Raw genomic sequence first — 12,964 nt, 5'->3', positions numbered from 1 at the left:
CTTGGTTCCGCCCGCCGACAGCGTTCCGATGCGGCCGGGCAGGGGCGTTCGGTCGGGCAATGCCCGGGTATACTGGTACCGCGGCTAATGGACCGCCCGTATACCGCCGGTCAGGACGGCCGATGGCTGGCCTTTACCCGTTCAAGCGGCACATTGATGGTGACGTCTATTCCATACTCGTCGGGTACGATGGTAATCGAGCCGCCGAGTTCCACCCGTATTGTCGCATCAAGCAGTTTCGTGCCGAAGCCGCCCTTCCGGGCGAGTGCATTGGATTTCTGTTCGCCCAGCGGCGTGCTGCTGCGTTCCTGCCAGGAAAAGACCAGCGCTTCCCGCTTGCCCTGATCCCGTTCGATCCGCCACCAGATATCGAGCTTCCCATCGTCCGATAGCGCCGAACCATATTTAAGAGCGTTGGTGGCAAGCTCGTGAAATGCCAGGCCGAAGGCCTGCGCCGCAACCTCGTTGAGTTCGATGCTCGGCCCCTTGAGACTGCTTTCGTCAAGATCGTCGCCAAACAGCTGCCTGAGTTCCTGTGCCAGCAGCATCTTCAGGTCGGCGCTTTTCCAGGCTGTGCGGGCGAGCAGGTCCTGGGATGCGGCCATTGCCTGCAGCCGGGCACTGAAGGACTGCGTGAAATCGTCCAGACTCTCGGCCGATCGAGCGGTTTGCCGCGACATGGCCAGTACCCTGGCAATCATGTTCTTGATCCGGTGCTTCATTTCCTGCAGCAGGAATTCCCGGTCGGTGAGCGCCCGTTCCGATTGCAGCCGCAATGCTTCGCTGACTTCGATGATGCGCTGCTGGGCGTGCGAAGAGGCGGCCAGGGCGGCGGCGAGCAGGAAGCCGGCGATGGCCAGCATGATGGTGCGTGTCTGGTCCACCGCTGGCCGATAGTCCTCGGAAGGCCTGATCTCCACGGTCCAGGTGCGTCCGGCCACCTCAATCGACATCACCGATGCCGGCGCTGCATCCATGCGGCGGCTGGGATTTCCCTCCGTCTTGTAGATCAGGCTGGCGTCGGTTGCCTCGCCGTCCCAGGCGGTGACGTGAACAGGCAGCATGGGCGGTCGATTGAGCGCCGATTGAAACAGATTGGGAATACGGAACGGAGCATAGACGAACCCGAGCGGCAGATCGGCGTTCGCGGCAGTGAATGGCGTGTACATCAGGAACCCGGCCTGCGGGTCTTGTGAATCTTCCTGCACAAGCTCCACCGTTCCCGATGCCCGCAACCGCTGTTCGCTCAGAGCCGCAAGAATAGCCGCGCGCCGTGTCGGCTCCGAATACATGTCAAAGCCCAGTGCCCGGCGGTTTGTGTCTGTCGCAGGTTCCAGCATGACGATGGGGGTGCGGAAAGCTTCACCGGTCTCTGGCCATGTCGGGCGCGGCAGGCCGTAATTCCTGTCAAGTTCGGCCGAAATGGCCAGATCCGATTGGGATCCGGTTCGCACGTAGCGCGCAAAGCCCAGTCCCTGAACGCCGTTGAACTGTTCGGTCTTCTGCAGGTGGCTGACAAACACCCTGAACGCCTCGACACTCGGCACCTCGCCTGTGGCCTGGAAATGCGCCTCCACCGACTTGAGAAGTAGCATGTGGTTTTCGATACGGTCTTCGACCCGCTGCACCGCATCTTCGGCGATGCCGACAAAGGCCAGCCGGTTGGCTTGGTCAATGGTGTACCAGGAGGCGACCGCCGTGAGCATGCCGACAATGGCGACAACGATGAAAACCAGGACTGGCTGCAGTCGGTAGAACAAGATGGTGGATCTTTCGAAAAGGCCTGAATATCCGGCTATGCGGTTTGCGCGGCTATTGCAATAACTCATGAGCCCGACCGTTCAGAAGGTTCTGGACGGGGCGTTCTCTATCAATCGTAAATGCAACTGGGCGAGCCCTGTTAAAAGCGGTTCTTTAGTGTTTCGCCTGACCAGCGTCTATTACACAGGTTAAGTCCGGGCGTCGTCTTTGAGAATACCCTTCCGCACGAAGAGGCCGTCCGTTTCGGGCGCGAATTCCAACAGGAAGCGCTCATCGAAATCGGCGAAACTGATCGATCTGGAAAGCTGCGGGAAAGTCACGGCGCCCTTGTCGATCCTGAGCAGGTTTTCCTTGCCGAGGCGGCTGAGCGACCGGTTGACGTGAACCGTGGACAGCCCCATGCAGTCGCCAATCTGCTCCTGGGTGAGTTCGAGCTCGAACCCCTTGGCGTCTGCCAGTCCAACCTGTTCCAGCCTGACCCACAATTCGAGCAGGAAATGCAGGATCCTCTGCGCTGCGGTGCGTGCCCCCAGTGAGACCTTGTGTTCGGACAGGATGTTGGCATGGCGCATCGACATCCAGTCCAGCCCGGAGGCCAGAACCGGAAAGCGCCGGTGGATCTCCAAAAGCCGGACCGGCTCGATCAGGGCCAGCGACGCGTTCGTCAGCGCCGCGGCGGAAAAAATCGAGGAATGAATGAAATTGACATGAAGCCCGATAAAGTCACCGGGCAGGGAGACCCCGATGATGAGGCGCCGTCCGGCGGGCGTGATCCTGTACCTGATCACCCATCCGTGCCGGACAAGAAAAGTCACCCGCATCGGTTCGCCGTCATGAATGAATTCATCGCCCTTGGAAACGGAAGCCTGGTTGACCTGCATGGTCTCGAGAAACTCGACCTCTTCCGAAGTCAGCAGCACCGATCGCCCAAGCCTGCGAACGAGTGGGCTTGCATCCGCGGGGATTGCGCTCTGGTTCCTGGATGACATGTCCGGCCTTTCACGTAAAAAGGCCCGGCAACCATATTGCCGGGCCTTTGAAGTCTTAGCCGATCAGTTGCTGCCGAGCCAGTTGTCGATTTCACGCTCGGCATCGTCGCGGGTCTTGCCGTAGCGGGCCTGGATCTTGCCGGCCAGCTCGTCGCGGCGACCTTCGATCACGTCGAGGTCGTCGTTGGTCAACTCGCCCCACTGGGCCTGTGCCTTGCCCTTGTATTCGTTCCACTTGCCTTCAACGATATCCCAATTCATATCAATTCTCCTTGTTAAACCGAAGCTCTTGGCCGCGCGGCGGTTGTTGCTGCCGGCCTGTCCTGTCAACGCCGCCGACTGGCTTTGGTTCCCCGATTTTCCTCTCTTGCAGTCATTTGCAGCAGGTGAGCTATCGTCACTCCCGATGGAAACGGAGAGCCACTGCGTCTCCGGCCGCGGACAAGGCGCGGACGCGTGACATGGGGCCGGGCGGGACAAACGTGCCGTGATGACATAGGGTCGGCATCGGCGAGTCTTTTCCGTGCTTGCGCATTGATGAATGCTGTTTTGGGGATTGCCGGATGAAGTTTCGGTCACTTGTGGCGCTTAACGGTCTGCTGGGCGTCCCCGGCGGCATCGCTGTCTTCATATGGCTGATGGCCATCCCGCTGATCTGGCTTGATGCACGGTTTATCGCCGCCGGAGATCCGCTGCCGTTTTGGCTGGCGATTTCGACCGATACCGCCAGATCCTTGCTGTCGACCATTGCGACCGCGGCAATCACGACGCTGAGTATGGTCTACTCGATCATGCTTGTGGTCTTCACGCTTGCCGCCGGCAACATCGCGCCGCGGCTGCTGCAGCGGTTTTCGCGCGACCGCGTCAACCAGATTACCGCCGGCCTGCTGGGCGGAACGTTTCTCTATTCGCTCTCGGTGCTCAGGGCGACCGGACCGGATCTGCACCCGGAACTCTCGATCGCTATCGCATTCGCGCTGGCGGCACTGTCGGTTCTGCAGGTCATCAGGTTCGTCCACTCGGTCTCGCGCAGCGTGACCATCGATGCGGAAGTGGCAAAGATATCCGAGCAGCTGGAGCGGCAGGTCAATGTGTTGCTGGCCGAGACAGACAATGGCGCCAATGACTTCGACGAGGACAGTCTCAAGGCGGTCGTGCGCGCCACGGAGTCCGGGTATGTGACGATGCTGGACGAGGCCCGCCTGCTTCAGCTGGCCAGCGATCACGGCACGTCGATCGCTGTCCGGGTGGCGCCGGGCGATTTCGTTCTGGCGGGCCAGGACCTGGCTGTCGCGGGATTTGACGACGGTGATGAGGACGCACAAGCCGCCGTCATTAAAGCGATTGCGCTGCAGCCCTATCGCGGCGCGGTCGATGACATCCGCTTTTCCATTCGAATTCTGCTGGAGATCGCGCTGCGCGCCCTTTCACCCGGCGTCAACGACAGTTTCACCGCCGTCACCTGCGCTGACCGTATTGCCGCGGCTCTGGTCAAGCCGGTTTCGGAAGGCCTGCGCGGGGAACTGCGGTGTGATGACGAGGGGGTGGCGCGCCTGAAGATTCCGGGGCTCACGCTCGAAGATCTGTTCAACATGACGCTGCATCCGCTGCGCCAGTCCGCCAGGGGCAACATCCTGATGCTCGAACATCTCGCCGTGGTTCTCAATTCGCTGTACGCCATCGCCGGTTCCGATGCGAAGGCGCTGATCCGCGCTCATGGCAAGGCGCTGCTGGAGACCGCGCGTGCCGGCGACCCGATAGGGTCCGATCTTGAGTTCTTGCGGCAGCGCTTCAAGTTTGAGATCGAGGACTGATCGCAGGCACCGCGAACTCAGTTAAGCTCGCTGTCGGCCTCCTGATTGGCGTTTGCCGCAATATCGGCGCGCGCGACGGATTGGATCGCCATATGCGGATTGATTACGTCAATGCTGACCTCGATGCCGCCCTTGCGGGTGACATCCCAGACGATTTCGACATCCTCGTAAAACAGGGCCGGGTCGATTTCGACGCATTTGCCGAAGGACTTCGTCTGCGATGCCGGCATTGTGCGGAGTGCCGGCGTCAGTTCCGCCCGGCATTGCTCGACCGTTTCATAGGCAACCGCAGGTGCCGGGTATTCCCGGCAGGCCTGCAGGTCGTCACTGCAGGCAATCAACAGCATGAAGGCAGCAATGTGTTCCATGACGTGTCTCCTTTTGAAGACAACGCCGGGGCACTGCGAAGGTTCCACGCAAACCGGCAAGGGTGTCTTTGGTCAATCAAGTGATGGAAAGACAAGGCGCAAGAGTTGCGTGAAGCGAACGGGCACCGCAGAAGGCGCGGGGATGTCCGGATCCGTCAGACAGCTGTTCTGGCTTCAGCGTATCCGGAAAGTGGCTGGGCTGCAGGCAGGGCGCCGGGGCCGCGCCTGGCCTAACCTCTTGTTTCCAGTTCGTACTGGCTGTCAGGAATGGTGAGTTGATAGGTCATCTGATCGGCGCCGATTTCGTGGCGAACCTCCGCCGACAGCGCCTGCGGAACGATGCGTCCCAGCACGGTTCCGGAAAATCCGTTCCTGGGCTTGGCCGGCGCCTCCGGTTCTTGCTGTGGCTTCGCGTAGGTTTCTTTCCAGGTCAGGATAAGCTGAGCGGCATTGCCTTCATTGCGCCGTTCTTCCGCCGAGAGTTCGACGGTACCGCCGGCCGGCCCTAGGGCGCCGCTGGCTAGCGAGTCCACCGTCAGTTCATGCAGAGCCAGCCCGAGATGCAGGGCCGCATTCGGGAACAGATAGGCATCCTTGCCGACCATTCTGAAACGGATCGGCAGGTCACCGATCAGGGGGTGGAGCTGGGATTCCGTCAGCGTGAAGAGTTCGGCACCGCGCCAGTCGGATGCGGTGACCAGATCCTGGGATTGGGCCATGGACTGAACCCGGTTGCGAAACGAAAACAGAAAGTCGTCCAGACCCTGGCTGTGGCGCGCTGTCTGCGAGGCCACCGACTGGATGATGGCCAGCAGGTTTTTCGAGCGATGGCTGAGTTCGCGAAGCAGCGTTTTGAGAACCGTTTCGCGGTATTTCATGTCGCCAATGTCGGTGATGGTGGTCAGCACCCCGACGACCTTGCCATCGGCGTTGGTATCGGGCTCGATCTTGAGCAGGTACCAGTACCGTTTCGCGTCGACATCGCGGTATTTTTCGAACGTTGTGGCCTTGCCTGTCTCGAGCACCGAGCGCTTTGCCTTGATGATGCTGCTGGCATGCTCCGGCGTGAAGACCGCCTCATCGGTTGCGCCTTCCAGTGTGCCTCCCAGCGGCCATGATGCCGGTAGATTTACGGCAAACCGGATCACCAGGTCAGCGTCCTGGTACATCATGGAAACGCCGGCGCTGCGCAAACCCGCCAGCACGAATCTTAACCGGTCGGATTCGCTAACCGAGGTCATTTTCATGGTTGTGTCTTCATCCGCTCTGTTGTGTTGTGATCAATGCGCAAAGGCGCCGGAGATCGTCCGGCGCCTTAAGCTGAGTGGGAAAGACCTTTGGTGAGTGGGTCAGACTTTCCGCACGAAGTTCAGGACCAGCGAAATCACCAGGAAGGCCAGGAACAGGAAGAAGAGGATCTGGGCGATGCCGGCGGAGGCACCGGCGATCCCGCCAAATCCGAGAACCCCGGCGATGATGGCGACGACGAGAAATACGAGGGCGTAGTACAGCATCGAAAGTCTCCTTGATTGTTCGATGAACCACCAACGCCGTACTCCCTAATTGGTTCCTGTCATTTCGAGGTTTTCGACCGCTGCGTTGAAAAACAGCGCCTGGCTGATCAGCGCCTTGACCATGTCCGGGTTGAACGGCTTGGTCACCAGAAACGCCGGCTCGGGTTTTTCACCGGTGAGCAGCCGTTCGGGGAAGGCGGTGATGAAGATGACCGGCAAAGTCTCGTCCTTAAGAATGTCGTTGACGGCGTCGATCCCGGAACTGCCATCGGCGAGCTGAATGTCGGCCAGAACCATTTTCGGCTTGGTCCGCTTGTAGAGCTCGATCGCTTCGCCATGCGTCCGAGCCACGCCGGTAACCCGGTGGCCAAGCGATTCCACCATGTCCTCGATGTCCATGGCAATCAGCGGTTCGTCTTCGATGATCATGATGTCGGTGGCCACCTGCTTGGAAATCTCCATCGAGGCGGTTTCAAGCAGCTTGCTGAAGCTGGTTTCGTCGACATCGAGGATTTCCGCCGCCTGCGCCGGCCTGAAACCTTCGACAGCGATCAGCAGGAAGGCCTTGCGGGCCTGCGGGGTGACGGCCTCGAGATTGGTCGCGGCCCTTCTTTCCCAGCCAAATGGCGTTTCCTGTTGGGCAATTGGAACCGAAAGGCTGTCAAAGAGTTGAGAGAACAGCCGGTACAGCGAGACCCGGTCGTCGCCTGTCTGGGGAAAGATGCTCAGATCGGCAATCAGGGCTTCGAGCGTTGCGGCGACGTAAGCGTCGCCTGAAGTCTGAGATCCGGTGACCGCGCGCGAAAACCGGCGGAGATAAGGAAGATGCGGCGCAATGCGCATGGACAGTGTCGTCATTAGATACCCCTTTTGCGGTCCACTTGACGTGGCAACTCTCACAAAACGCACGGGCCAAAAAAAAGTTCCCGCTTGTTGGAACTTTTTTTTGCATCACGCATTCTTACCATATGTTTTCATTCTGAAAGGGCTGGCAAGGGCATGATAGATCGTAACGACAAGGGCGCAGCAGCAAGCCGGGGACGGAGGACAAGCCTTGGCCCTAACGATGCGATTGCTTCGCAGTTGAAGCAGTATTTCACGTCGGTCGAGCAGGAGCCGATACCGGATCATCTGCTCAGCTTGCTGGAAAAGCTGGACGAAGCGGAACGTTCGGGTGGCTCAAATGAGGCGAAATGACGTGGGCACTCCCGAGATCAGTCCCGCGGCGGCTCCGGCCTTGTTCAACTTCAAGCGCGAGATGCTGGCCGTCCTTCCGAGCCTGCGGGCTTTCGCGGTTTCGCTGGCGCGCCGTCACGACAAGGCTGACGACCTGGTGCAGGAAACCGTGATGAAAGCCTGGGGTAAGCAGGAAAGTTTCCAGCCCGGAACCAGCATGCGCGCCTGGCTCTTCACCATTCTCCGCAACGAATTCTACAGCCAGATGCGCCGCAAGGGCCGTGAACTGCCCGATCCCGATGGTGTCTTTGCCGGCAATCTGGCCACCCATCCCGAACAGTACGGCAAGCTCGACATGGCCGATTTCAAGACCGCGCTCGACACTCTTCCCGACGACCAGCGTGAAGCCATCGTCCTGATCGGCGCATCCGGTTTTTCCTACGAGGAAGCAGCCGAGATCGCAGGTGTTGCGGTCGGCACCATCAAGAGCCGGGTCAACCGGGCGCGCGTCAAGCTGCAGCAACTTCTCGCCGTCGACGGCGAAAGCGATTACGGCCCGGATGAAACATCCCGGCCGCTGGTCAACAAGGCCTTCCCGGGCCGCTGATGCCGGTAGGATTGTCCGCGCTCACAGTGCCTGGAGCACTGTGAGCGCGGGTGTCTGGTCAGATCGGGTAGTGCGGCGTTCCGTCCTGAACGGTGATCCAGCGCAGTTCGGTGAACTCCGCGATGCCCCAGTTTCCGCCGAAACGGCCATATCCGGATGCCTTGACCCCGCCGAACGGCATCTGCGCCTCGTCGTGGACGGTCGGGCCGTTGATGTGGCAGATGCCGCTTTCGATCCGCTTTGCGACATTCATCGCCTGCATCACGTCCTTTCCGAACACAGCTGACGAAAGCCCGAACTCGCTGTCATTGGCGATCCGCACCGCCTCGTCGATAGATCCCGCGCGAATGATGCTGACCACCGGGCCGAAACTTTCTTCCGTATACAGCCGCATGTCGGGGGTGACATGGTCTAGCGCCGCCGCATTCAGGATGGTGCCTTCGCCGCCACCCGCGATCAGCTTGGCGCCCTTGGCGACACCGTCCTCGATGAGTTCCCTGATCCGCTCCGCCGCTGTCAGGTTGACAAGCGAGCCAAGCGGGCATGTTCCCTCACGCGGGTCGCCGGCGGTCAGCTGTTCCACCTTTTTGGCAAAGGCTTCGACGAACTTGTCGCCGACCGAGCCGACGCAAATGATCCGTTCGGTCGACATGCAGATCTGGCCCTGGTTCATGTAGGCGCCGAAGCCGGCCGCAGCGACTGCCGCATCAATGTCGGCGTCCTCGAGCAGGATCATCGGCGCCTTGCCGCCAAGTTCCAGCAGAGCCGGCTTGAGATAACGGCCCGCCAGTTCCCCGATCACCTTGCCGACGCGCGTCGAGCCGGTGAAATTGACCCGGCGGACGGCCGGGTTGGCGATCATCGCCTCGACCAGCGCCGGCGCGTCATCGGGTGCGTTGGAAATGGCGTTGAGCACGCCATCGGGCAGGCCGCCCTGCGCCACCGCCTCGATGATCAGCGCGTGCGTGCGCGGGCAGAGTTCGGACGTCTTCATCACCACGGTGTTGCCGCAGGCAAGCGGGGTGGCGATCGAGCGGACGCCGAGGATGACCGGTGCGTTCCACGGCGCCATGGCGAGCACGACGCCTGCCGGTTGGCGGATGGCCATGGCCATCGAGCCGGGCCGGTTCGACGGGATGATCTCGCCCTTGATCTGCGTGGTCAGCGAGGCCGCCTCGATCAGCATGTTGGAGGCGAGCATCACGTTGAACCGGGCCCAGGCTTCCGTCGCGCCGATTTCATCCTTCATCGCCTGGACGATGTCGTCGGCCCGGTTGTTGAGCGACGTCGCCGCATCGAGCAACATCTTGCGCCGCGCGGCGGGGCCGGTTTCAGACCAGGCCGGGAAGGCCGCGGCGGCCGCGTCGACGGCGCGTGTCGCGTCCTCGACCGAAGCCGCTGCAGCGACCGTGACGGTTTCGCCGGTGACCGGGTTCTTCCGTTCGAACGTGGCGTTGTTGGATGCGGCGACGTGCTTGCCGCCGATGTAGAGATCAAGATTGGTCATGCTGTTGGGCCTCTTCTGTGTCTGTTCCCCGCCCAGGAAGGCGCGGATCACTGCGGGATCGTTCCGCAATTCGGATGCGGTTCCGGAGCCGGTGATCACACCGGTCTCGATAAGGTAGGCGCGGTCGGCCAGCGCCAGCGTCGCCCGGGCGTTCTGCTCGACGATGACGATGGTCAGGCCTGTCTGCCGGATCTTTGCAAGCGCTGCAAAAACCTCCTGCGCGACGATCGGGGCAAGCCCGAGCGACGGTTCGTCAAGCAGCAGCAGCTTTGGCGAGGACATCAGAGCCCGGCCGATCGCCACCATCTGCTGCTCGCCGCCCGACATCGTCCCCGCCAGCTGGTTGCTGCGTTGGGCTAGCTTCGGAAACAGCGAGTGGACGAGCTCCAGGTTTCTCGCGGCATCGGCCTCGGCGCGCCGGGGCAGGGCGCCGAGCCTGAGGTTTTCGGCAACCGTCATCTGCGGAAAGATGCCGCGGCCTTCCGGCACGATGACAATGCCGTGCTCGACAACCTCGTGCGGCGGCAAGGCCAGGATGTCCCGGCCCTCATAGACCACACTGCCGCCCGCGGGCTTCGTGCGGCCGCCGATGGCGCCAAGCAGCGAGGACTTGCCTGCACCGTTGGCGCCGAGAATGGCCACCATCTCGCCCTTGCCGACATCGAGCGAAACCCGGTCGATCGCCACGTGCTTTCCGTAGACAATGCTGATGTCACGAATTTCAAGCATCTTCGGCGTCTCCCAGGTAGGCCGCGATCACCGCCTTGTCGGACAGAACCGCCGAGGTCTCGCCATCGGCGATCAGCCTGCCGGCATTCATCACGGCACAGCGCGGACACAGCGCCCTGACCGCCTCCATGATGTGCTCGACCATGATGATGGTGATGCCCGAGCCCGACAGGCTTTCGATCAGCCGGATGCCTTCCTGCAGTTCCGTCGGGTTGAGGCCCGCGAGCCACTCGTCGAGCAGAAGCAGTTCCGGTTCGGCCGCTAGTGCCCGCGCCAGTTCCAGCCGCTTCTGGTCGATATAGTTGAGATCGCCGGCGCTGGCGCCCGCACGGTCGGTAAGCCCGGTCTTCTCGAGCGCCTCGCGCGCCACCCGTTCGGCCTCCTTGCCCCAGTGGGCGCGGTGGCCGAAGACGGCGGGAAGCATGACGTTTTCGAGCAGCGTCAGCGAGGGCAGGATCCGCACCAGCTGGAAGGTGCGGGCGATCCCGGCGCGCGCGATCTTGTCGACCCGGGCGCCGGCGAGGTTCCTGCCGTTGAAGATGATCCTGCCCGACGACGGCGCCAGAAAGCCCGAGATCAGGTTGAGCAGCGTGGTCTTGCCCGAACCGTTCGGCCCCAGCAGTCCCAGGATGGTTCCGCTCTCCATTTCAAACGAGACCTGGTCGACGGCTTTGAGGCCGCCGAAGGAACGCGAGACGGTGTCGACGTGTAAAAGGGTCATTTGCCGCGCCTCCCAAATCTAGCGCGCAGATCGTCAAGTCCGGCGAGCAAACCATTCGGAAGCACGAACACCACGGCGATGAACAGCAGCCCGAGGAAGATCGGGTAGGTGTCGGGGAAATTGACCGAAAGCCATTCGAACAGCAGGAACAACGGGACGGCTCCGACCAGCGGTCCCCACAAGCGGTTGGCTCCGCCCAGAAGCGCCATGATGACGGTGAGGAAACTTACCGTCGGGTTGAACACGATCAGCGGCTCCACATAGACCCAGCGGGGTGAGGCCACCGCGCCGACAAGCGTGATCAGCGTCGCCGAGAGGGTAAACGCGATCAGCTTGGTCCGCGCCAGGTGAATGCCCGAATGCGCCGCCACCACCTCGTCGTCGCCGATCGCCCGAAGCGCCAGGCCGAGCCGCGTGCGGTTGATCCAGGCGGTCAGCCCGATGGCGACGGCTGCAAGCGCCAGCATCTGCCAGTAGATGTCGCGCGCGGTCAGGTCGAGGAAGATATAGCGTCCCAGCGTGCCGGTGATCGAAACCTCGTACCAGGTGATCAACTGCCGGACCAGTTCGGCGAGCCCGAAGGTGAAGATGACGAAATAGATGCCCGACAGCCTCAGCGTCGACAGCCCGACCAGGAGCGCCATACCCGCGCCGATCAGCGCCGCGCACAGGAGCACCGCCGGGTAGGGCAGGCTCTCGTTGAGCACGGCGACGGTGTAGGCCCCGGTGCCGTAGAAGGCCACGGTCGCAAGCGAGATGTAATTCGTCTGTCCCGAAAACAGCGCCCAGGCCGAGGCAAGCGCGACATAGGTTGCCATGCCGATCATCAGACCGAGCTCGTATTCGGACACGAACAGCGGAACGAGGGCGAGGGCAACGAGGCCGAGAAGAGCGATTGCCAACCGGATCATGAACGCCTCCCGAACAGGCCCTGCGGACGCCAGATGAGAACGGCGAGAAAGATCGCGAAGGTCGCCGCCAGCGTCAGGCCGGGATCGAAGGTGGTGGCCACGAAGGTTTCCACCAGACCCAGCGCGAAGCCTGCCGCGAGTGCCCCGGCGACGTTGCCGACGCCGCCCATGATGACGATGATCAGCGCCTTCATGGTGAAGATCACCCCGTCATTGGCCGAAAACGTCTGGTACATGGCAATGCTGGCGCCGCCGACCGCAGCCAGCGCCGTCCCCAGCGCGAAGCCCTGGCGGCTGACCTTGTTGACATCGATGCCGACCAGTGGCGCCGAACCCGGGGTCAGCGCCACGGCGCGCAGGATCAGGCCCCAGCGGCTCCAGTGGAGCAGCACGATCAGGCCGACCCCCGCGACAAGACAGATGCCGAAGGCAATCAGCCGGTTGAGCGCCACCGAGACGCCGAGCACGTTGATGCCTTGGTCGAGATAGGAAATCGAGGTGAAGTTGGCACCGAACAGCACCAGCATGATGCCCTGCAGCACGAACAGCAGACCGAACGTCGCCAGGATGGAATCCACCTCCAGCTTGCCCGGCTTGCCGCCGGCCCTCTGGACCAGCGGCCGCATCATGAATGTGTAGAGCAGCCATCCGGTCAGGTATCCGGCAGGCGCGATCAGGATGATCGCCACGAGCGGCGGCAGGCCTGCGGTCTGGAACAGGAAGACCAGCCCGAAGGCCGCCAGAAGCGTGACTTCGCCATAGGCGAGGTTCATGATCCGGGCGATGCCGTATTGCAGCGTCAGTCCGAGCGCCAAAAGCGCATAGGTGCCGCCCAGCACCAAGCCGAGCACAAGCGTCGTCATTGCA

14 protein-coding genes and 1 pseudogene are annotated in these 12,964 nt (G+C 61.9%); 3 read left to right on the top strand and 12 right to left on the bottom strand.

Translation table 11 applies throughout. The features are described 5' to 3' along the window. Positions 1-110: 110 nt before the first annotated feature. From O4H62_RS01935 to O4H62_RS01925, 3 genes are all read right to left on the bottom strand, one after another. Positions 111-1,760, bottom strand: a complete 1,650-nt coding sequence (locus O4H62_RS01935) for a CHASE domain-containing protein (RefSeq protein WP_269385458.1) — start codon at positions 1,758-1,760, stop codon at positions 111-113. Positions 1,761-1,949: 189 nt separating this feature from the next. Continuing rightward, on the bottom strand, positions 1,950-2,750 hold the full coding sequence (locus tag O4H62_RS01930) for a Crp/Fnr family transcriptional regulator (protein WP_269385457.1): 801 nt from the start codon (positions 2,748-2,750) through the stop codon (positions 1,950-1,952). Between the two features lie 63 nt (positions 2,751-2,813). Further along, positions 2,814-3,011, bottom strand: a complete 198-nt coding sequence (locus O4H62_RS01925) for a CsbD family protein (protein WP_269385456.1) — start codon at positions 3,009-3,011, stop codon at positions 2,814-2,816. Between the two features lie 302 nt (positions 3,012-3,313). Between O4H62_RS01925 and O4H62_RS01920 the strand changes: the two genes are divergently transcribed. Next, the gene (locus O4H62_RS01920; RefSeq protein ID WP_269385455.1) at positions 3,314-4,564 is read left to right on the top strand and encodes a DUF2254 domain-containing protein; all 1,251 of its coding nucleotides are present in this window, start codon (positions 3,314-3,316) and stop codon (positions 4,562-4,564) included. A gap of 17 nt (positions 4,565-4,581) precedes the next feature. Here the strand turns inward: O4H62_RS01920 and O4H62_RS01915 are convergent, their stop codons facing one another. From O4H62_RS01915 to O4H62_RS01900, 4 genes are all read right to left on the bottom strand, one after another. Beyond that, on the bottom strand, positions 4,582-4,932 hold the full coding sequence (locus O4H62_RS01915; protein WP_269385454.1) for a hypothetical protein: 351 nt from the start codon (positions 4,930-4,932) through the stop codon (positions 4,582-4,584). A gap of 230 nt (positions 4,933-5,162) precedes the next feature. Further along, positions 5,163-6,179: a sensor histidine kinase gene (locus tag O4H62_RS01910; RefSeq protein ID WP_269385453.1), complete on the bottom strand. Its 1,017-nt coding sequence runs from the start codon at positions 6,177-6,179 to the stop codon at positions 5,163-5,165. A gap of 102 nt (positions 6,180-6,281) precedes the next feature. Then, positions 6,282-6,446, bottom strand: coding sequence for a DUF1328 domain-containing protein (locus O4H62_RS01905; RefSeq protein ID WP_269385452.1), 165 nt, complete (start codon positions 6,444-6,446; stop codon positions 6,282-6,284). A gap of 45 nt (positions 6,447-6,491) precedes the next feature. After that, positions 6,492-7,304: a response regulator gene (locus O4H62_RS01900; RefSeq protein ID WP_269385451.1), complete on the bottom strand. Its 813-nt coding sequence runs from the start codon at positions 7,302-7,304 to the stop codon at positions 6,492-6,494. A gap of 141 nt (positions 7,305-7,445) precedes the next feature. Here O4H62_RS01900 and O4H62_RS01895 point away from each other — a divergent pair, with 141 nt between their 5' ends. Both O4H62_RS01895 and O4H62_RS01890 read left to right on the top strand, forming a co-directional pair. Then, the gene (locus O4H62_RS01895; RefSeq protein ID WP_269385450.1) at positions 7,446-7,643 is read left to right on the top strand and encodes a NepR family anti-sigma factor; all 198 of its coding nucleotides are present in this window, start codon (positions 7,446-7,448) and stop codon (positions 7,641-7,643) included. Continuing rightward, positions 7,630-8,229 carry a sigma-70 family RNA polymerase sigma factor gene (locus tag O4H62_RS01890; protein WP_269385449.1) on the top strand — a complete coding sequence of 200 codons (600 nt, stop codon included), beginning with the start codon at positions 7,630-7,632 and terminating at the stop codon, positions 8,227-8,229. The genes O4H62_RS01895 and O4H62_RS01890 overlap by 14 nt, the downstream gene beginning before the upstream one ends. 58 nt (positions 8,230-8,287) lie before the next feature. Here the strand turns inward: O4H62_RS01890 and O4H62_RS01885 are convergent, their stop codons facing one another. From O4H62_RS01885 to O4H62_RS01865, 5 genes and pseudogenes are all read right to left on the bottom strand, one after another. Beyond that, positions 8,288-9,736, bottom strand: coding sequence for an aldehyde dehydrogenase (locus O4H62_RS01885; protein ID WP_269386270.1), 1,449 nt, complete (start codon positions 9,734-9,736; stop codon positions 8,288-8,290). A gap of 255 nt (positions 9,737-9,991) precedes the next feature. Beyond that, a pseudogene (locus O4H62_RS01880) lies at positions 9,992-10,465 on the bottom strand (ABC transporter ATP-binding protein); the annotation flags it as partial. Next, positions 10,458-11,186 carry an ABC transporter ATP-binding protein gene (locus O4H62_RS01875; protein WP_269385448.1) on the bottom strand — a complete coding sequence of 243 codons (729 nt, stop codon included), beginning with the start codon at positions 11,184-11,186 and terminating at the stop codon, positions 10,458-10,460. The gene O4H62_RS01875 and the pseudogene O4H62_RS01880, both read right to left, overlap by 8 nt. Next, positions 11,183-12,097, bottom strand: a complete 915-nt coding sequence (locus O4H62_RS01870) for a branched-chain amino acid ABC transporter permease (protein ID WP_269385447.1) — start codon at positions 12,095-12,097, stop codon at positions 11,183-11,185. Before O4H62_RS01870 ends, O4H62_RS01875 begins: the two co-directional genes overlap by 4 nt. Next, positions 12,094-12,960, bottom strand: a complete 867-nt coding sequence (locus tag O4H62_RS01865) for a branched-chain amino acid ABC transporter permease (protein WP_269385446.1) — start codon at positions 12,958-12,960, stop codon at positions 12,094-12,096. Before O4H62_RS01865 ends, O4H62_RS01870 begins: the two co-directional genes overlap by 4 nt. Between the last annotated feature and the right edge of the window lie 4 nt (positions 12,961-12,964).

It is taken from the genome of Parahoeflea alexandrii, assembly GCF_027214025.1.
In the GTDB taxonomy this organism is placed as follows: Bacteria; Pseudomonadota; Alphaproteobacteria; order Rhizobiales; family Rhizobiaceae; genus Hoeflea; species Hoeflea alexandrii_A.
The sequence above is the reverse complement of the archived record's forward strand: the minus strand, read 5'-3'. Positions and strand labels throughout refer to the sequence as shown.

What these genes read in the sequence shown, in the direction of transcription:
- O4H62_RS01915 (WP_269385454.1), bottom strand. Translation starts at nt 4,932, where the DNA reads ATGGAACACATTGCTGCCTTCATGCTGTTGATTGCCTGCAGTGACGAC.
- O4H62_RS01870 (WP_269385447.1), bottom strand. Translation starts at nt 12,097, where the DNA reads ATGATCCGGTTGGCAATCGCTCTTCTCGGCCTCGTTGCCCTCGCCCTC.
- O4H62_RS01905 (WP_269385452.1), bottom strand. Translation starts at nt 6,446, where the DNA reads ATGCTGTACTACGCCCTCGTATTTCTCGTCGTCGCCATCATCGCCGGG.
- O4H62_RS01895 (WP_269385450.1), top strand. Translation starts at nt 7,446, where the DNA reads ATGATAGATCGTAACGACAAGGGCGCAGCAGCAAGCCGGGGACGGAGG.
- O4H62_RS01865 (WP_269385446.1), bottom strand. Translation starts at nt 12,960, where the DNA reads ATGACGACGCTTGTGCTCGGCTTGGTGCTGGGCGGCACCTATGCGCTT.
- O4H62_RS01900 (WP_269385451.1), bottom strand. Translation starts at nt 7,304, where the DNA reads ATGACGACACTGTCCATGCGCATTGCGCCGCATCTTCCTTATCTCCGC.
- O4H62_RS01885 (WP_269386270.1), bottom strand. Translation starts at nt 9,736, where the DNA reads ATGACCAATCTTGATCTCTACATCGGCGGCAAGCACGTCGCCGCATCC.
- O4H62_RS01910 (WP_269385453.1), bottom strand. Translation starts at nt 6,179, where the DNA reads ATGAAAATGACCTCGGTTAGCGAATCCGACCGGTTAAGATTCGTGCTG.
- O4H62_RS01875 (WP_269385448.1), bottom strand. Translation starts at nt 11,186, where the DNA reads ATGACCCTTTTACACGTCGACACCGTCTCGCGTTCCTTCGGCGGCCTC.
- O4H62_RS01925 (WP_269385456.1), bottom strand. Translation starts at nt 3,011, where the DNA reads ATGAATTGGGATATCGTTGAAGGCAAGTGGAACGAATACAAGGGCAAG.
- O4H62_RS01930 (WP_269385457.1), bottom strand. Translation starts at nt 2,750, where the DNA reads ATGTCATCCAGGAACCAGAGCGCAATCCCCGCGGATGCAAGCCCACTC.
- O4H62_RS01890 (WP_269385449.1), top strand. Translation starts at nt 7,630, where the DNA reads ATGAGGCGAAATGACGTGGGCACTCCCGAGATCAGTCCCGCGGCGGCT.
- O4H62_RS01920 (WP_269385455.1), top strand. Translation starts at nt 3,314, where the DNA reads ATGAAGTTTCGGTCACTTGTGGCGCTTAACGGTCTGCTGGGCGTCCCC.